The following is an 18,889-nucleotide window of genomic DNA, read 5'->3' as shown; positions in this document are numbered from 1 at the left end:
TGACCTGTCGGCGCGGATGATCGTTGATCGTTCTGCCGACAGGCATTTGTTCATCCTGACGCATCACGATCATCGCGTTTTCAACGTCATGAATAGCCGCCCGTCGCCGCACTCGGCATGTCCTCTGCATCGCGCCTGACCCCCTCACGCATCAGGTTCCAGCGTTCTCCGCCCAGCGCTGAAACAGCCACGACGTACGCTCCCCTCCTTCTTCAGCAAACCGAATAGCCATTGAACGAAGCACAGGTCGCTTCAGTCGGAATACCAGCCTTCTTCCGATGAGCCACTGGCCAATGACCTACCCCCTCGCTGCCTTGAGCGCCCTGCTCTTTTTCGCATTCCCAACGATGGCCGACGCTCAGGAACCACTGCGGCTGGAGCGCCTGAACCGCTGCGGCGACCTGCTGGACCGACAGCACGCCGAGTGGTGCCTGTCGGTGCGCGGCCTGACGAACGCCCCGGCCACGCTCACCCTCAACGGCAACGTGTTGCCAACACAGGCCGTGCAGCGCCAAGGCGACGCGCTGCACATCCGGCTGAATGCGGGTGACTACGCCAGCGGGCCTCTGCAGGTGAAACAGGGTGAGCGTTCGAGCAACGGGGTATGGCTGACCGCCCACGGCAGTCACGTCATCGCCGCCAGACCGAATGAAGTGGCCAAGAACATGGACGGCCTGACCACCTACGTCGATCTGGTGAGCCTGATCATCGAAGAGGATCACGATGGCCTTCAGGAAGCCACGCGCCTAGCCACCAAATACGGCGCGACAGTGGTGGGTAGCATTGCGCCCTTGAACCTTTATCAGCTGCGCCTCCCTGCGAAGGACCTGATGGAGCGGGACGCGCTGGTGTTGCGGCTGGGCAGTGAGATCAGCGTGGACGCCGTGGTGATCGAAGAGTCGGCGCCTGAAAAAGCGGAAGAAGCCGACCGTCCCCGCCCTGCCGCCGACAAGCCCGCCCCGGACTCGGACGAGTGGGCGGCGAATCGTTTTGTCGACGCGGTGAATTATTATCAACGCCGCATGCCCGCGTCCCAGGCGCCGATTCAGCCGAACCCGGTGCGCATCGGCCTGATCGAGCGCGATGTCGATTTTGACACGGCAGATTTCGCGGACGAGCTCGGCGATTGCGCCGTCCCGCGTACCTGCGTGTACGCCCGAGACTCCCAAAAACCTGACGGCCACGGCACGACGGTGGCTGGCATCCTTGCCGCGGGGTGGGACAACGGTGGCAACACCGGCTTTCTCAAGGGCCTAGAAAAGGCCAGCGGCGGTTTCGAAGTCATCGTCGAGCGTAATTCCGACGCAGGCATCACCGCGAATATCGCGGCGTCAGTGAACCTCGTGGAAGACGGGGTGCGGGTGCTCAATTGGAGTTGGGGCATTCACCGTGTGGGCGCGAAAAACGTCGAAGGCGACGACGTCGATTCGCTGTTGCGCTCGGGCATTGCCATGGGTGGCTATGAGGAACTGCTGGAGGAGTTCTTTCTGTGGCTGCGCAAGGCGCATCCCGATGTGATCGTGGTCAATTCGGCGGGCAACGGCGCGTCGTTTTCCGGCACCGATGAATACCGTCTGCCGTCATCGTTCGTCACTGATCAGTTGCTGGTGGTGGGCGGGCATCAGCGCAACGAGCAAGCAGGCATCCCGGTGGACAACCCGGCTTATGCCGTCAAACGCAGCAGCTCGAACATCGACAGGCGCGTCGACATCACGGCAGCGGCCTGCGTGCACGCGTCTACCCCCTTGGCCGATCAAGTCGGCGCGGTGCATTGCGGCACGTCGTATGCCACGCCGATGGTCAGCGCACTCCTGGCGGCCATGCTGTCGATCAATCCGGACCTGAAGCCCGAACAGCTGCGCATGCTGCTGCGTCGCAGCGCACTGACCATCGGCGCTAACGACGATTTCGAGCCGATGGATGCGGAAGACCTGACCGCACCGATCCTGCCGTCGGAACGCGGTCATCGGCTCAACGACAAGGATATAGGCCGCTCGGCGCGGCTCGACATGCAGAAGGCCCTGGACCTCGCCGTGCAGAGCCGACTGCGTGTGCGCTAAGTCGCAGCCTGCGCGACGGGCGCCGCCGCAATTGCCCGCTGCTGCTCAAAATACGTGTCCGCTGACGGTAATCACCCCTGACCGGTGCCGTTCGGTGGCAAACTCCCCCGATTGAAACGTGATGGAGAACCTGATGCTTCGCGCATTTGAACGATGGCTCGACCCTTTCCCGCCTGATGAAGTACCGCCCCCGCCGGTGGGTCTGGGACGATTTTTATGGGCCTGCACCCGCGGCGCTCGCGGCTATATTCTGGCCCTTGCCCTGCTGGGCGCAGCCGTGTCGATTTACGAAGCCTGGCTGTTTTCGTTTCTGGGCCAGGTGGTGGATTTGCTGTCCACCTGGAAAACCGGCGGCGAAGCTGCAGCCGCCCAGGAAAGCCGCGTGTTGTGGGGCATCGGGCTGGTTCTGCTGACCAGCATCGGGTTGGTGGCCTTGCGCACCATGGTGCAGCATCAGGTGTTGGCAATTAACCTGCCGCTGCGCCTGCGCTGGGATTTTCACCGCCTGATGCTGCGGCAAAGCCTGTCGTTTTTTTCCGATGAGTTTTCCGGACGGGTCACCACCAAAGTGATGCAGACCGCGCTGGCGGTGCGTGAGGTGCTGTTCACCGTCATCGAAATCATCCCCGGCATCGGCGTGTATTTCATCGCGATCATTGCGTTGGCCGGCGGCTTCGCCCTCAAGTTGATGCTGCCGTTCCTGGCGTGGATCGCCCTGTTCGGCGTGGCGATGTGGTACTTCGTGCCGCGGTTGGGCAAGGTGGGACAGGAGCAAGCCAACGCGCGCTCGTCGATGACCGGGCGTATCTCCGACGCCTACACCAACATCACCACCGTGAAGCTGTTTTCCCACTCTCGCCGGGAAGCGCAATTCGCACGGGCTGCGATGGAAGATTTCAAGCAGACCGGCTTTCGCCAGATGCGTCTGGTCAGCCAGTTCGAGATCGTCAATCAGGCGTTGGTGGTCGGGCTGATTCTCGCGGCGGGCGGCTACGCGTTGTGGCTCTGGCATCAGGGGGACGTCGGCGCAGGTGCAGTGGCAGCAATCATCTCGATGGCGCTGCGCATCAATGGCATGTCGCACTGGATCATGTGGCAGATGACGTCGCTGTTCGAGAACATCGGCACGGTTCAGGACGGCATGGAAACCCTGACGCGAGGCGCGAAGGTGCAGGACGCACCCGATGCCGGGACGTTAGTAACCTCCGGTGGCGCAGTGACCTTCGACAACGTCAGCTTCAATTACAACGGCGAACGCCAGGTGCTCGACGGCCTCAGCCTGAGCATTCGCGCAGGGGAAAAGATCGGCCTGGTGGGGCGCTCCGGCGCGGGTAAATCCACCCTGATCAACTTGCTGTTGCGCTTCTACGACGTCGACAAAGGGCAGATTCGCATCGACGGTCAGAACATCGCCCAGGTCACCCAGGACAGCTTGCGTAGCGCTATTGGCATGGTCACTCAGGACACCTCGCTGCTGCACCGCTCGATTCGCGACAACATCGCTTACGGTCGGCCCGATGCCACCGACGCGGACATTTACCAAGCCGCACGCAACGCCCAGGCTGACGGTTTCATCCGCCAGTTGAGCGACAAGCATGGCCACTCCGGCTACGACACCTTGGTCGGTGAGCGCGGCATCAAGCTGTCCGGCGGGCAGCGGCAACGGGTCGCGATTGCCCGGGTGATGCTCAAGAACGCGCCGATCCTGCTCCTGGACGAAGCCACCAGCGCGCTGGACTCGGAGGTTGAAGTCGCGATTCAGGAAAGCCTCGACGACATGATGCAGGGCAAGACCGTGATCGCCATCGCCCACCGGCTGTCGACCATCGCAGCCATGGACCGGCTGATCGTGATGGACGATGGCCGGATCATCGAGCAAGGCACCCACGCTGAATTGCTGGAAAGCAACGGCACCTACGCGCGGCTGTGGCAGCACCAGAGCGGCGGATTCCTGGGCGAAGATCAGGGCGTGGTTGAAACCGACGAATAATGCGCGTGAGCCGTGGCAGGAGGCGCAAGGCCCCCTGCCCGCTCAGGGTCCGGGCATGGCCAGCGCTTGCATGGCCCGGTGCAGCGGGTGAAAGGCGGCGCGACTGCCTTCGCCGTCGGCATAGCCGAACACCCCCGCCGGACAATAACGCCCATCGTCCCAGCCCGGATAATCCAGAAAGGGGTACCAGCACAAGCCCTCGACGGGCACGCCACGGGTCTGGGCCGTCGCCAATTGCGTCGCCACGTAATTCAACCAGGGCACTCGCTCGTCACCTTCGGTGCCGGTTTCCGACAACAGAATAGGACGCCGGTAACGCTGATGGGCCTCCTTCAACATCCCGGCGAGCGGGCGAAATCGGGGATCGCCCAGCAGAATCTTCTCCCCCGTGAGGCACCACTGGTTCAACGGATAGAAATTCGCGCCAATGATGTCCAGGCAATCTTCACACCCGCCCAACCCCGGCCATTGCCGACCCGCCAACAGATCCCACGCCTCGAATTGCGCAAGTCGATGGCCTTCGGCTTTGTCGGCTTCGTCTCGCCGACCGCTGTCTGCGACCACATTCACCAACGGCTCGCACTGCACAAACCGCGCGTCAGGGGCGTGCTCACGGACGGCATCCATGGCCGCGAGACTGGCGCGAACGAGTTGATGTTTGAGTTCCTGGCCGCGCCCTCGGGCACCGGGATTGAAATACCCGACCTCGCCGCCCGCCCAGCTCCAGAAAGAGATTTCGTTGATCGGCGAATACAACGGCGCGCTGATGCCTTCCTCCTTCACCAGCCGCGCCACCGCCCCGGCGAACCGCGCGAAGCGCTCGACGAACGCGGGACGCCAGATGTCCAGGTCGTCTGGGTAGCCGTAATGGCAGAGGTCCCAGATCACCTGAACGTTATGGTCCCGCGCCGCATGCAACACCGGTAGAAAGCTGCTCCAGTCGTAATGCCCCGGGCGCGATTCGATCACGTGCCAGCGCAATCCGTCTCGCGCGCACGTGATGCCGAGCCCGGCCAGCCGACCATAATCAAGATTCGCCCAGCGGGCATGCCCGGTGGAAGCGTGAAGATCGACCCTCTGGCCATCGCCTCGACGTTGCGTCGCGCATTCGAAACCTGCCATGAGAAAGGATGTGAACAGGCCCGACCCGTTCATGCCAGTCCTCGTTCGACAACGCCAAGGCCCCTCACGGCACCACCTCCTCGCTCGCCTGCGCGCTGGCCGCGTGCTCACGCTCGATACGTTGATACAGCGCGAGCGCCTGCCCCACCACCTGGTCCATGTTGTAGTACTTGTAGGTGCCGAGACGGCCCAGAAACGTCACGCCCGGCGTGGCGTCCGCCAAGGCGCTGTAGCGACGGTAGAGATCGGCATTTTCGGGGCGTGGGATCGGGTAGTACGGGTCGCCTTCCCCGCACGGGAACTCATAGCTGATGCTGGTGTGTGCGTGCACCTGCCCGGTCAGGTGTTTGTATTCGGTGATGCGGGTGTAGGGCACCGCAGGGTCAGGAAAGTTGACCACGGCGACGTCCTGCAACTGGCTTTGGGGAAGCGTTTCATGCTGAAACCGCAGCGATCGGTAGGGCAGTTTGCCGTAGCAGAAATCGAAGAACTCATCGATCGGCCCGCAGTAAATCAGCGCCTTGTATTGCACCCGATCGCGCACGGCATCGAAGTCAGTGGCCAACAGCACATCGATCTGCGGATGGTCCAGCATCCGCTCGAACATGCGCGTGTAGCCTTGCAACGGCATGGCCTGGAAGGTGTCGGTGAAATAACGATCGTCTTCGTTGGTTCGGGTGGGCACCCGCGAGGTCACGGATTTGTCCAGCTCTGACGGGTCCAGCCCCCACTGCTTGCGCGTGTAGCCGCGGAAGAATTTCTCGTACAGCTCGCGGCCGATCTGGTTGATCACCACGTCTTCGGAGGTGCGAATGTCTGCCACCGGCTCGGCGCGGGCCGCCAGAAACGCTTGGGCCTGCGCCTCATCCATGGACAGCCCGAACAGCCGGTTCAACGTGGTCAGATTGATCGGAATCGGTACCAGGTGCTCATCGACGTGAGCCAGAACGCGATGCTCGTACGGACGCCAATCGGTGAATCGGGACAGATAGTCAACGATGCGCTCGGCGTTGGTGTGGAAGATGTGCGGGCCGTAGCGGTGAATCATTACCCCCGCTGCATCGGCGCAATCGTAGGCATTGCCGGCGATGTGCTCGCGACGGTCGATCAGCAGAACGTGCTTGCCAAGGCCCGCTGCGAGGCGTTCGGCGATGACGCTGCCTGCAAACCCGGCCCCGACGATCAGGTAGTCGTACGGCTGGCCATTATTGAGGTGGGAAGGACCGTGAATGGCGTTATCAAGGGTTACCGTAGGCATTCGATGTGCCCCTTCATGGCGGCACAGGTGGCGTCCCAGGACATGCCTTCGAGCACGTCGTCGACGCGCCGAAGAAAGTCGACGTCCTCGCGGGTTCGCAATGCCTCATCGATGGCAGTGATGAAGGTGTACGCCGAATCGGCGATGGTCACCACGCCGCTCGACCCGTAACCGCGAATCACGTCGCGCACCGGGGTGGACACCACAGGGCAGCCGCCCGCCAGGTATTCCGGGGTTTTGGTCGGGCTGATGAAGCGGGTCGATTCGTTGATCGCGAACGGCATCAGCGCCACGTCCCAGCCCGACAGGTACACCGGGAGCTCCGGATACGCTTTGCCCCCCAGGTAATGAATGTTGGCGCGCCGGGGCAGCGAAGCGGGGTCGATTTTCACCACCGGGCCGATGATCACCAACTGCCAATCAGGTCGCTTAGCCGCCAGTTCGTCCACCAGCGCAATGTCGAAGCGCTCATCGATCACGCCAAAAAAGCCCAGTCGCGGATGGGGGATGTCTCGCTGATCGAGCGGCTCGGGCAACGGGTCACGAGCGGCGGCAAAATGCGCGATGTCCACGCTGCTCGGCAGCGCGTGCGCGTTGGCGTGGTGCTTGCGCTTGGCTTCCCACAGGCTATAGCCGCCGGTGAAGACCACGTCGGCCTTGGCCATCAGTTCACGCTCTTTCAGCAGCAGATCAGGTGGCGCGCCTTTAAACGCCGAGAGCTCGTCCATGCAGTCGAAAATCGTGACGTTGCCTTGCAGGTGGCGGGTGAAACTCAAACTCATCGGCGTCCAGTACCACAGCAGCAACTCTTCACCGGCATGCGTGGCCAGATAGTCGTCCAGCAACGCGCGTTGCGCGCCCACCACCTGCTCATGGCTCAAACCTGCGGGCAGATGCGGCACCAACACCGTAATGGCCGATGCCGGTTGCGACACCGCCAGACGGCGCTCCGGGGCCTCGCTGAACACCGGCTCCTCGAAGAACAGCACGTCGTAATCCTTTGCCAAGTGCGACATCACGTGCTGCGGCCGCTGATACACGAACCCCCAACGCAGATGAGAGAGGCAGAGCAGCGTGGGACGGGCCACCGCTACAGGCGACGGGTTGGCGTCGAGCCGAGCAGGCGAAAGTCGGGAAGGTGGAGTTGCAAGGTTCATATCGATGTCCTTTCGGAGGAGCGGAATCGAGTCTGAAGCCCGCAATGCTCAGGCTTCGACAGCACTCGTTAGGTGTAACCAGTGCCGTCGCATGATTGATCATCACAGGGTGCCACTTCATTGCGTTTGAGGCGCGGGCGCGACTGACCGTTCATTGCCCTGCATGAATAACCGATGAACGTGTTCGCGCAAGCCGTCATTGCCGCCATTCCCTACCGGCGGGCAGTCGCCTTGAACTCCTGGCGCGCGAACATCCCCTAATTCATACGCGTCAATGTCGCCGTACTGGGTGTGAGACGAGTCAACTTGCCCGGCAGGTTTGCAGTCGTCGAGCCCACAGGTGAACGGAGACACACATGATTTTGATAACCGGCGGCATGGGCTACATCGGCGCGCACCTGGTGCTTGAACTGATGAACGACGGCGAGGATGTGGTCATCCTCGATAACCTCTGCAACAGCGCACGATCGACACTTGGCAAGATCGCCCGCGTCACGGGCAGGCGACCGGCGTTCGTCGAGGGGGACGTGCGCGATCGTGCGACCCTCGACGCGCTGTTCGAGCGCTACCCGGTCGATGCGGTGATTCACTGCGCAGGATTGAAGGCCGTGGGCGAAAGTGTCCGCGAGCCGCTGCGGTACTACGACACCAACGTCGGCGGCAGCGTGACGCTGTGTCAGGCGATGGCCGACGCGTTGATTTTCACCCTGGTGTTCAGTTCGTCAGCCACGGTTTACGACGACTGCGCCGCGATGCCGATCAACGAACTGTGCGAGACCGGGCATCCGTCCAACCCCTACGGTCAATCCAAGCTGATGGCGGAAAACATCATGAAAAGCATGGTTGCCGCCGAGCCGCGCTGGTCCGTGGCGCTGCTGCGCTATTTCAATCCCATCGGCGCTCACGAATCCGGTGAGCTGGGGGAAACGCCGAGTCTGACCCCCAACAATCTGCTGCCCTATCTGCTGCAAGTCGCCAGCGGCCAGCGCCCGAGCCTCTCCGTGTTCGGCAGCGACTACCTGACGCCGGACGGAACGGGCGTGCGTGATTACGTGCACGTCGTAGATCTCGCCGAGGGGCACCTGAAGGCGCTGCACGCGCTGCGGCTGACCCACGGCATTCATATCTGGAACCTGGGCACCGGGCTCGGCCATTCGGTGCTGGAAGTGGTCAAGGCCTTCGAACGGGTCAGTGGCGTCAGTGTGCCGTTGGCCTATGAGCCACGACGCGTGGGCGACATTGCGCGCTGCTGGGCCGATCCGGCCAAGGCAATCCGGGAACTGGGATGGTCCGCCCACCGCTCGCTGGATTGCATGCTCACCGACGCCTGGCGCTCGCAGCTGAGTTATCGGCGGGAACAGGATACCCTGCTGATCGATCACCCGGCTTTGCTGCCTGAACGGGTGAACACAGCGTCGATCGATCCTGTGCGCTTGTAAGGCGCAGGCGGCAGAGGGTCCGCGCCCCTGCTCTGCCGGTCATCGTGCCGTTACGCCTTACTGGGGCTCTCCGCGTTCTCAGTGACCCGAACCAGCGCGCTGAACCCTTCGGTGTCCAATGGACGGCTGAGAAAATAACCCTGGCCTTCGTCGCACAACACCGACTTCAGCAGCGCCAGGTGTTCCTGCGTTTCGATGCCTTCCGCCGTCACGGTCAAGGAAAGGGCATGGCCCAAGCCGACGATCGCTTCGATGATGGACCGGTCGTCTTCCGTGGCGCCGAGTCTGGACAGGAAGCTGCGGTCGATCTTCAGGCCATCGAAAGGGAACGTGCGCAGATAGCTGAGGGACGAATAGCCGGTGCCGAAGTCGTCCATGGCAATGCGCAGGCCCAGCCGTTTGAGCGTGCGCATGATGTCCAGCGCGCCCGGTGCATCGTCCAGCATGACGCTTTCGGTGATTTCCAGTTCCACGCGGTTCGAGGCGATGCCCGCCTGATGAAGAGCGCGCTGGACGCGCTCCACCAGATTGCCGCGCTTGAATTCGGAGGGAGAGAGGTTGACCGAAACGAACAGCTGTTCTGGCCAGCTCGACGCATAGCGGAAGGCGCTCGTCATGACCCAGTCGCTGAGCCCCAGGATCAGTCCCGTTTCTTCGGCGATGGGGATGAAGGTGTCAGGAGCAATCAACCCACGCACCGGATGCTGCCAGCGCACCAGCGCTTCGGCCCCGACCATCTGGCCGTCGGAAATGCGAAAGCGTGGCTGAAAATGCAGGCGCAACTCGCCGTGTTTGATGGCGAAGCGCAGATCGCTTTCGAGACGACGGCGTTCGACGATCTTCGAGTTCATGTCGCCTGCGTAAAACCGCCAGGTGTTACGCCCGCCGGCCTTGGCTTCGTATAACGCGATATCGGCATAGCGAAGCAGCTCGGTGGCTTCGGTGGCGTCCGCAGGTGCCATCGCGATGCCGATGCTGGCACTGACGAACACTTCCTGCTCGCCCACCCGGATGGGTCGCTCGATCGACTCGATGAGCCGTCGGCACAGGGTCTCCACTTCTTCCTGCGAGGCCAGGTCGGTGAGGATCAGCACGAATTCATCGCCGCCGATCCGCGCCACCAGATCACCGTGCCGGACCCGGTCGGCGAGGCGACTGGAGATTTCGTTCAGCACACAGTCTCCTGCCGCGTGCCCGAGCAGGTCATTGACCGGCTTGAATCGATCCAGGTCCAGACTGAGCATGACCAACGGCCGGTCCACGGTCGGCTGGGTGGCGAGCTTGCCGTCCAGAAACTCCCTGAGCCGGGTGCGGTTGGGCAGCCCGGTGAGCGCATCGTGCTGAGACAGGAATTCGATGCGTCGGCGCGACTCCACCTCTTCGGTGACGTCTGTCGCCGTCCCCCGAAAGCCGTTACCGTCCATTGCTCTGGCCGACAGCCGGGTAATACATTCCTGTCCCTGGGGGCTGACATAGCGGCACTGAACGCTGATGTCGGGCCGACGATTGGGCAGGCTCAGCCATTGCGACACCGACCCCAGTTCAGTGCGCAGCAGTTCATCCATCGGGGCGCCCAGCCAGGCCTGTCTGGACAAACCCGTGACGTCCTCGAATCGCTCCGAGAGATACGAAAAGCGTCCCTGACCGTCGATCTCCCAGACCCAGTCGGAACTGGCCTCGACCACATCGCGAAACCTTGCTTCACTGATCGCCAGCGCGGCTTCACTGGCGTGCAATGACGCGTAGCTGGTGTCCAATGCCTGCGCGCTCGCGGTGGTGCGACGGAGGATCACCCACGCCATCAGGCATACCAGCAAGGCGGCAAATCCTACCAGCGGCAGCCCCATTCCCAACAGCCGCTCGCCCGGTTTTGGCGGGTTCCAGTGCAGGCTGCCAGCGGCACCGTTCTCTCCCAGGGCGAAGACCGATCGATCGTGAAGATCATCGGGCGTGGCCACGTGGAGTTGATCCACGCCGAAATCCCGGCCCAGCGTTTCAAGGCGGTCGCTGTCCAGGACATCGACGAACAGCAATACCGAAGGTTCTCGATCGTCCGGTACGACTGTCGGGTCGGTACCGGGGGTGATCGCTGCGGCAGCGATCAACGCCGGCTGCCCCCCAATGTTGACGAACATGGTCATAGGCTTCTCGGCTTCGGCACCGTCACGCGCCTTGGCCAGTACATCGACCAGCGACTGCCCCAACCACTGCGCAGCGTCGATCGAGGTCATCTCGCCCTTGATCACCGAGTACACCGTTCGGTTCGTGTCATCGACGACGAACACACCCTGAAACCCGAAATCCGAGTAAAGCGTAGGCCCGACGTTCTGCCGGACATAGGCCCAGTCCGTATCCATCCTGGCGTGCAGATGCTTGTAGGCATCGCCCCAAAAGGCGTAGTCCTTCACCGTGGCGGTGACGGTTTTCTCCAGCGCTTTGACCGCCTTGTCGGTGTAAAACGCACTCTCCACCTCTTCGACCCGGTCCAGATCGTGAGCCAGATAGATGAGCAAATAGGCCGTGAGCAGAAAAACGCCAGTCAACAGGCCGACGAACTTGAATAATGAGGCGCGGATGATCGTCACACTAAAGCGACGATGCCTGACGCCATCGAGCGATGGGGAATGATTCGGCATGGGAAAGATCGCTTAGCACAGACGCGAAAAGGGTTCGTATCAGGCTATCGGCCGCAAACGCCAGGCATTGAGCGCACGTATGCAATAAATGGCGGGACGTGGCCACTGGCGGGTGCAAGACGTGGGCGCGACGCTCGAGGTAAAGCGTTGAACAGGCCCATTGCAGGCCTTGGAGACATTCTCATCAGCGCGGTGTGCGAATCCGCGAACGGATGGCCGGGCCGAAGACGCGCAACGCCATTCGCGAATGAACGGCGCCAACGCCCCTTCTGCCCGGTCTGCGCCGTTTACCGAGCGAGATCCTGCGGCGCATACCGGGTGTTACGCGAACGCCAGGCGAATCCCAGCACCATCAGCAGCCCCAGCCCCGCCATCGCCGCCCCCGCCAATGAAATCGCGGGGTAGCCTAGGCCGGCATTGATCACCGCGCCGCCCAGCATCGCACCGATGGCGTTGCCTAGATTGAACGCCCCGATATTCACCGCCGAGGCCAGATTGGGCGCATCGTGCGCGGCGTCCATGACGCGCATCTGCAACGGCGGCACCAGAGCGAAACTGGCCGCGCCCCACACCAGAATCGCCAGTGCTGTCGGCAGCGGCCAGCGCATCAACACCGAGAATGCCAGCAGCACCGCGATCAGCACCACCAGCGACACGATCAACGTGCGGTCGACCGAGCGATCCGCTGCCTTGCCGCCCCAGACGTTGCCCAGCGTCAGCCCCACACCGAACAGCACTAACATGGCGGTGATAAAACCTGTGGACGCGTGGGTTTCGCTTTGCAGGATCGGCGCGATGTACGTAAACACCGTGAACATGGCGCCCGAACCAATCACCGTCAGCGCCAAGGCTGCAAGCACCGGCCCCCGGCACAACACACGAATCTCCGCCAGCACCCCATCGCTTTTCGGCAGTGGCACGTTCGGCAACGCGACCCAGAGCGAAATCATGGTCAGCAACCCCAGCCCGGAAATGCCCCAGAACGCCGTTCGCCAGCCGAGCATTTCGCCAAACCAACTGGCCAACGGCACCCCGCCGATCGTCGCGAGGGTGAGCCCCATGAACATCGCGGCCACCGCCCCTGCCCGTTTCTCGGGCGGCACGACGCTGGCAGCGACGATCGAGCCAATGCCAAAAAACGCGCCGTGGTTCAGCGAGGTCACCACCCGCGCGATCATCAGGCTTTCGTAGCTGGTGGCCAACGCCGACATCAGGTTGCCGAGGGTGAAAATCGCCATCAGGCCAATCAACAGGTAACGACGCGCAATCCTGCCAGTGGTGAGGGTCATCAAGGGCGCGCCGATCAGCACACCCAGCGCATAGGCGCTGACCAGCAATCCCGCAGTAGGAATGGATACGCCGAGGTCGGCGGCAATACCGGGCAACATGCCCATGGGGGCGAACTCGGTCACGCCGATGCCGAAGGCGCCGATCGACAGCGCGACGAGGGGTGGGTTGATACGCATGAGAGTCTCCTTATCTATGCCGCAAATGCTACGATCCGCGCTTTGGAAGCGGTAGATCGCTTCGCGTACAAGCACCTTTGCGCGGGAGGCACAAATGGATCTGAACGGCAGGTCTGGAGAAATGGAGGTGTTTGCCAGGGTGGCGCAAGCAGGCAGTCTGTCGGCAGCGGCCCGGACACTAGGGCTCACGCCGTCGGCCGTCAGCCGCATCATCGCGCGCACCGAGCAACGCATTGGCACCCGGCTGCTGTTGCGCACGACGCGGGCCATTACCCTGACCACCGAAGGCGAGGCCTATCTGCGCGGGGCGCGACGGATTCTGGCGGACATGGCCGAAGTCGAAGAAGCCATTACCAGTCAGGGTGTGCCCCGAGGCCGACTGCGGGTCAGCGCCGCCGTGGCCCACGGTCGGCTGACCATCGTGCCGCTGATCGCTGCCTTCAGCGCGCAGTACCCGGAAATCCTGGTGGACCTGGCGTTGAGCGACGAAGTCGTCGACATCCTCGCCGGGCAAGCCGACGTCGCCCTGCGCTTCGGCGAACTGCCTGACAGCCCTCTGACCGCCCGCTGCATTGGCGAAACCGGCCAAGTCATCGTCGCCTCGCCCGCCTACCTCGAACAACACGGCGTGCCCCTCGAACCCGAAGACCTGGCCACGCACAACTGCTTGCGTTTCAACTTTCGCCGTGCGGCCCACGACTGGCCTTTCTGCCGCGATGGCCAGCACTTCTCTTTGAAAGTCGGCGGAGCCATCGAGTGCAGCAGCGGCGAAGCGCTTTCCCAATTGGCCGTTCTCGGCGCAGGTATCGCGCGCATTGGCGCTTTTTCCGTCGCCGATGACATCGAACGCGGTTTGTTGGTCCCCTTGCTGGAGGCCTTCAACCCGGGCGACCGCGAGCCGATCAATGCCGTGTTCGTCGGTGGCGCGAACATGACCGCTCGGGTTCGGGTGTTTGTGGATTTTTTGCTGGAGCACCACCGGGGGTGGTGAGGGTGTAGCCATCGTCAACCCAAGGGCGTTAAGACCCGTCGAACAGCGTCGACGGGTCAGCGCCTGAATTTGCGTCAGGCCATTGCACGCTGAGTGAGAACGCCACCCGTGCGAGCTGGCGAGGCCATCTGCGCACGAAGCTGAGCGATCAAGTCGGAAATGGCCCGGCTGCTGCCGAGGGTGGCCATTGAGATGCCGCCAAACGTGACGTTCAGTCCAGTGGCCGGGTCAACGATGTCGATGGTCAGTTGACCGTCCGTGGACGCGGAGCAGCGGGAGCGCATGGGCAGGAAGGCAGATTCGATGATGTGACGAAGTTCGAGCGTAGAGATAGCCATGTCAGTTCCTGGGCGTGAACCCTTGTTGTGTGGACAGTGGACACTGACGCGACGGGATTAATTCAAACTCTTTTTCAACGGCCGGACGAGCGCCAGATTACGGGGGGTTCAAGCCCTTACCCGCCCTTGGGTTTAGTGGCGTGACCGTATAGGACGGGGCCCACGAACCGCGGTGTTCACCACGGTTCGCATCGGGCCTCGGGTCACAGAATGGGCTTGCCACCCGTCACGCCATAGCGGGTGCCAGAGATATAACTGGCCTCGTCGGACGCCAGCAGCACATAGATCGGCGCCACCTCCACCGGCTGGCCAGGTCGGCCCAGCGGCGTTTCTTCACCAAAGCTCTTCACGTCATCGTCGGTCATGGTCGCCACGATCAGTGGGGTCCAGATCGGGCCGGGGGCGACGCTGTTCACGCGAATGCCTTTCGGACCCAACAACTGCGCCAGTCCGGCGCTGAAGTTGGCGATGGCGCCTTTGGTCGTGGCGTATGGCAGCAGCGTGGGCTTGGGCGAATCCGAGTTCACCGAACTGGTGTTGATGATCGAGCTGCCCGCGCCCATGTGCGGCAGTGCAGCCTTGCAGATGCGAAACATGGCGGTGATGTTGATATCGAACGTTTTGACCCACTCCTCGTCCGAGATCTCTTCGAGGGTTTCGTGGCTCATCTGGAAGGCGGCATTGTTGACCAGCACATCGATGCGGCCGAACGCTTTCACCGTGTCATCGACGATCGCCGAGCAATGCTCTTTCTTCGCCAGATCGCCGGGCAATAACAGGCACTGGCGCCCCGCTTCTTCGACCCACCGAGCGGTCTCTTTCGCGTCTTCATGCTCGTCCAGGTAAGACAGCGCGACGTCGGCCCCTTCGCGAGCGAAAGCAATGGCGACGGCTCGCCCAATGCCGCTGTCGGCGCCAGTGATCAGGGCAACTTTATTGGCCAGACGGCCCGAGCCTTTGTAGCTGGTTTCGCCGCAATCCGGGTACGGGTCCATTCGGCTCTGATCACCGGGCACCGGCTGCTGTTGAGGCTTGAACGGTGGTTTCGGGTAATCGGTCATGATGCTCTCCTTTAATAGTCCAGACGCAACGTGCGTGCCTAGGGTGGACTTTGCGCGGACGACAGGAGTTCGGACTATTTGCCTACGTGCGACATTCCGACGCCCTGATTCGCCCGGCAACACGACTACAAAGCGCCCTCAGACCGAAGGCGCGGGGCTTACGCCACCGCGCTCTGCTGTGCGGCCTCACACGCAGAGCGGTACTGCTTCAACACGTAGCCGATCGCCGCCAGCACCAACCCCTTGGCCGTCGTATCGCCTTTGCCGCTGGCCACTTGGGGGTAAAGGTGCGGCAGATACTGACTGATCAGGGTCTCGGCGATGGGCTGCGCACCCAGCGCCCGGAACAGGATTTCGACGGCTTCGCTGGCGGGCTCCAGCGGCCAGTAATAGCGGATCCGATCGCTGTAGCTGAAATGCCGCTGCAGCCGCAACGCCGACTCGTCGCCGTGGTAATAGCGGTTCCAGTGCTGCGGCTGTTGCCGCATCAGCGTTTCCATGACGCTGTGCACATGGCCCTGCTCCGGCAGCACTTGCAGGGTCTGCGCGATCTGCTCCAGGGCGTACAACGCTTCACGCAAGGCGAACGTCAATCCCGGGCCGACTTTGAGAATGGCAAACCCGTCACGCACCAGCTCAGCCAAGGCGGTCACGGGCTGATAGTCGGTGGAATGCGCCTCAAAGACGACCTGCGTTTCCGTCTGCAGGACCGCGCTGAGCTGGCGCGCTTTGGGGGCGTCGTACACCACCACGTTCTCGTTGCCGAACTCGACGCCGGGCTGTACCACCAGACCAATCACCCGTTCATAGGCGCCGTGCAATCCCAGCGCGGCGAATGCCGACCGGTGAAGCGCCAGGGTTTCCCGGGCGTCCTGCGGCGCGGTCACGGCCAGATCCTCGACCTTTTCCAGCGCACCGCCCGGCACCGGGACTTCGGTGCCCACGACGTACACCGGCAACGGCAGACCGGCGCGGCTCACCGCACGCTCCACGACAGCGGCCAACCGTGCCGCGCGCTCGGCTATTACCGCGCCTTGCAAAGGTTCCGCCTCCCCGGCACAGGCCATGCTGGCGTCCAGGTGGATCTTGGAAAAACCCGCTTCGGCATAGGCCTCAAGCATGCGCTCGGCCTTTGCCAGTGCCTCCTCGGCGGGCAGGTCTTTCCAAGGGTTCGGGCCCAGGTGGTCCCCGCCCAATAGCAAACGTTCGGCGTCAAAGCCGACACGCGCTGCGATACCCAGCACGAACCGGCGAAAGGCCGCGGGGGTCATGCCGGTGTAGCCCCCTTCGTGATTGACCTGATTGCATGTGGCCTCGATCAGCACAGGCCCCATGTGACCGGAGGCTTCGCGCAGGGCTGCTTCGATCACCAACGGATGGGCCGAGCAGATGGATGTGATACCGGCAGCTCGACCCTGTGCGTGAGCTTTCACCAATTCCTGAAGATAATGAGCCTGCATGACCAAAGCCTCTGGATGACGTTGAAGCGTCACGATAAAGAGGCAAACGATCACAATCAATCATATTTTTGATTGACAGTGATTTTTTAGGTCGTATATTTCATTCCCATGAATCACTAAAGAGCAATCACAGTGACCAAAGACGAGCGTTTATCGCTGATCTGCCAGCATCTCTACAGCCATGGCGAGAGCACCATTCAGGCCATCGCCGATGTGACGGATGCCTCGCTGGCGACCATCCGCCGGGACCTGCTCACGCTGGAAGCCGACGGCACCATTCATCGCACCCACGGCGGCGCGCGCATCGCCAAGAGTGCGGGAGTCGAAGTCGCGTTCGACCTGCGGGAAAACCAGAACCTCTACGCCAAGCGCGCCATCGCGGAAGTGGCCTACGAACGTATCGTCCCGGGCTCCACGGTGTTCCTCGACGCAGGCACGACCGTGCTGCAACTGGCGCGCCGCCTGCGTCTCGATCCCCTGCCCCTGTCGGTGTTCACCAACTGCCTGAACGTTGCGCAAGTGCTGATGAACACCCCCGGGATCACCATCGTGCTGTTGGGCGGCCAGCTGCGCGCCGAGAACGCCTCGATGGTCGGCGCATTGGCGGAGGCGATGATCGAGAACCTGTGGTTCGACCAGCTGTTTCTGGGCGCCGGAGCCATTGCGCCGGATGCGTGCATCTACAGCCTGGACGCCAGCGAGGCCCAGCTGAACCAGAAAATGCTTGCCCGTGCGGGCACGACTTTGCTGTTGGCAGACTCGAGCAAATTCGATCAACGCCTGACCTACCGCGTCGCGCCCTTGAGCGAGTCGCTCACGGTGATCAGCGATGAGCAGTTGAGCGCCAAATGGCAGACCAGGCTGACCGAACTGGGCTGCGCCGTGCTGACCGGATCGAGCCAGTCGGTGGCGGCCGAGGATCTGAAGGGATGAACGCCGGCATCCTGGGCCTGGACAGCGGAGGCTCCAAGACGCATTGGGTTGTTGCCGACGCCAGGGGCCAGGTCATGCAATGGGGCACCTGTGAAGGACTGGACCCCATTGCCAATCCCCAATGGCGCGCGCAATTGCAGGGCCTTTTGGCTGTCGCGGCTCAGGTGCCCCTGGCCGCTGCGGTGCTGGGTCTGCCTTTGCACGGCGAACTTGAAGCGGTTTCGGCTGAACAGACTGGCGCCGCCCAACACGCCTTGAGCTGCCCGGTCATCGTCGAAAACGACGTGCGCGTGGCCTTCGACGGGGCATTCACCGGCGCCCGTGCCGGTGTCTTGATGCTGGCGGGAACAGGCTCCATGGCCTGGGCCAGCCAGAATCGCGAGGATTCGCCTCATGTGCGGGTCGGCGGCTGGGGCGATGTGTTCGGCGACGAAGGCAGTGCCCATTGGATCGGCCTTCAAGCGTTAATGCTGGCGAGCCGAACCCTTGATGGTCGCGCCCACGAATGGCCATTGACCCACGCGCTGCTCAACCACCTGGCGTTGACCCCGTCTGAATTGGCGGGGTGGGCATATGGCCTGGTCAATCGCCGCGCCGGCATCGCGTCCCTGGCCGCGCAGGTATCGACCTGGGCGGACGGCGGTGACCAAGGCGCCGTCGGCATTCTTAACAGGGCGACCGAACACTTGGCCGAACACGTGACTGCCGCGTGGCAACGCATCGGCCAGACCGACGTTCCGGTGTGGAGTCATGCCGGTGGAGTGTTCGCCAACCCCGACATCGCACGTCACATGGCGCACCGGCTGGGCACCGACCCGGTCGCGCCGCGTTTACCACCGGTGGGCGGCGCGCTGTGGCGTGCTGCTCGTCACGCGGGATGGAACCCGGATAACGGGTGGATCGACACCCTTGCCTCACACCTGCACCGCACGCTTGCACTGCCATCAACCTCCCCTTATCCGATCTAGAGGTTTTGCC

14 protein-coding genes are annotated in these 18,889 nt (G+C 62.7%); 6 read left to right on the top strand and 8 right to left on the bottom strand.

All coding sequences use genetic code 11. From position 1 onward, the window contains the following. The first annotated feature begins 293 nt into the window (after positions 1–293). Together B3N48_RS21745 and B3N48_RS21740 are read left to right on the top strand one after the other, a co-directional pair. Positions 294–2,060, top strand: coding sequence for a S8/S53 family peptidase (locus B3N48_RS21745; protein WP_414704268.1), 1,767 nt, complete (start codon positions 294–296; stop codon positions 2,058–2,060). Between the two features lie 133 nt (positions 2,061–2,193). Then, the gene (locus B3N48_RS21740; protein WP_296187312.1) at positions 2,194–4,050 is read left to right on the top strand and encodes an ABC transporter ATP-binding protein; all 1,857 of its coding nucleotides are present in this window, start codon (positions 2,194–2,196) and stop codon (positions 4,048–4,050) included. A gap of 42 nt (positions 4,051–4,092) precedes the next feature. Here the strand turns inward: B3N48_RS21740 and B3N48_RS21735 are convergent, their stop codons facing one another. The 3 genes from B3N48_RS21735 to B3N48_RS21725 are packed head-to-tail and all read right to left on the bottom strand — an operon-like array spanning position 4,093 to position 7,587. After that, a complete protein-coding gene (locus B3N48_RS21735; protein WP_296187311.1) occupies positions 4,093–5,205 on the bottom strand; it encodes a beta-glucosidase in 1,113 nt (370 codons plus the stop codon). Between the two features lie 31 nt (positions 5,206–5,236). Further along, positions 5,237–6,430, bottom strand: a complete 1,194-nt coding sequence (gene glf, locus B3N48_RS21730; protein ID WP_296187309.1) for a UDP-galactopyranose mutase — start codon at positions 6,428–6,430, stop codon at positions 5,237–5,239. Then, on the bottom strand, positions 6,418–7,587 hold the full coding sequence (locus tag B3N48_RS21725) for a glycosyltransferase family 1 protein (protein ID WP_296187308.1): 1,170 nt from the start codon (positions 7,585–7,587) through the stop codon (positions 6,418–6,420). Before B3N48_RS21725 ends, glf begins: the two co-directional genes overlap by 13 nt. Before the next feature lie 356 nt (positions 7,588–7,943). On the opposite strand from B3N48_RS21725, the gene galE reads away from it, so the two are divergent. Further along, entirely contained in the window at positions 7,944–9,026 is a 1,083-nt protein-coding gene (galE, locus tag B3N48_RS21720; RefSeq protein ID WP_296187307.1) for a UDP-glucose 4-epimerase GalE, read from the top strand. 50 nt (positions 9,027–9,076) lie between these two features. Here galE and B3N48_RS21715 read toward each other — a convergent pair whose 3' ends face one another. Together B3N48_RS21715 and B3N48_RS21710 are read right to left on the bottom strand one after the other, a co-directional pair. After that, positions 9,077–11,662, bottom strand: a complete 2,586-nt coding sequence (locus B3N48_RS21715) for a bifunctional diguanylate cyclase/phosphodiesterase (RefSeq protein WP_296187306.1) — start codon at positions 11,660–11,662, stop codon at positions 9,077–9,079. A gap of 287 nt (positions 11,663–11,949) precedes the next feature. Beyond that, positions 11,950–13,128: an MFS transporter gene (locus B3N48_RS21710; RefSeq protein ID WP_296187305.1), complete on the bottom strand. Its 1,179-nt coding sequence runs from the start codon at positions 13,126–13,128 to the stop codon at positions 11,950–11,952. Positions 13,129–13,222: 94 nt separating this feature from the next. On the opposite strand from B3N48_RS21710, the gene B3N48_RS21705 reads away from it, so the two are divergent. After that, the gene (locus B3N48_RS21705) at positions 13,223–14,119 is read left to right on the top strand and encodes a LysR family transcriptional regulator (RefSeq protein WP_296187304.1); all 897 of its coding nucleotides are present in this window, start codon (positions 13,223–13,225) and stop codon (positions 14,117–14,119) included. A gap of 74 nt (positions 14,120–14,193) precedes the next feature. On the opposite strand, the gene B3N48_RS21700 is transcribed toward B3N48_RS21705, so the two are convergent. The 3 genes from B3N48_RS21700 to B3N48_RS21690 form a co-directional block, all read right to left on the bottom strand. Next, entirely contained in the window at positions 14,194–14,457 is a 264-nt protein-coding gene (locus B3N48_RS21700) for a DUF1652 domain-containing protein (protein ID WP_296187303.1), read from the bottom strand. Positions 14,458–14,660: 203 nt separating this feature from the next. After that, positions 14,661–15,518: an SDR family oxidoreductase gene (locus B3N48_RS21695; RefSeq protein WP_296187302.1), complete on the bottom strand. Its 858-nt coding sequence runs from the start codon at positions 15,516–15,518 to the stop codon at positions 14,661–14,663. Positions 15,519–15,676: 158 nt separating this feature from the next. Next, positions 15,677–16,978 carry a D-tagatose-bisphosphate aldolase, class II, non-catalytic subunit gene (locus B3N48_RS21690; RefSeq protein ID WP_296187301.1) on the bottom strand — a complete coding sequence of 434 codons (1,302 nt, stop codon included), beginning with the start codon at positions 16,976–16,978 and terminating at the stop codon, positions 15,677–15,679. Between the two features lie 132 nt (positions 16,979–17,110). Between B3N48_RS21690 and B3N48_RS21685 the strand changes: the two genes are divergently transcribed. Together B3N48_RS21685 and B3N48_RS21680 are read left to right on the top strand one after the other, a co-directional pair. Then, a complete protein-coding gene (locus B3N48_RS21685) occupies positions 17,111–17,911 on the top strand; it encodes a DeoR/GlpR family DNA-binding transcription regulator (RefSeq protein WP_296187300.1) in 801 nt (266 codons plus the stop codon). Beyond that, positions 17,908–18,879, top strand: coding sequence for an N-acetylglucosamine kinase (locus B3N48_RS21680; RefSeq protein WP_296187299.1), 972 nt, complete (start codon positions 17,908–17,910; stop codon positions 18,877–18,879). Before B3N48_RS21685 ends, B3N48_RS21680 begins: the two co-directional genes overlap by 4 nt. The last annotated feature ends 10 nt before the right edge of the window (positions 18,880–18,889 follow it).

This window comes from Pseudomonas sp. UBA1879 (assembly GCF_002338065.1).
GTDB lineage: Bacteria > Pseudomonadota > Gammaproteobacteria > Pseudomonadales > Pseudomonadaceae > Aquipseudomonas.
This window is presented reverse-complemented; position numbering and strand designations above follow the sequence as displayed.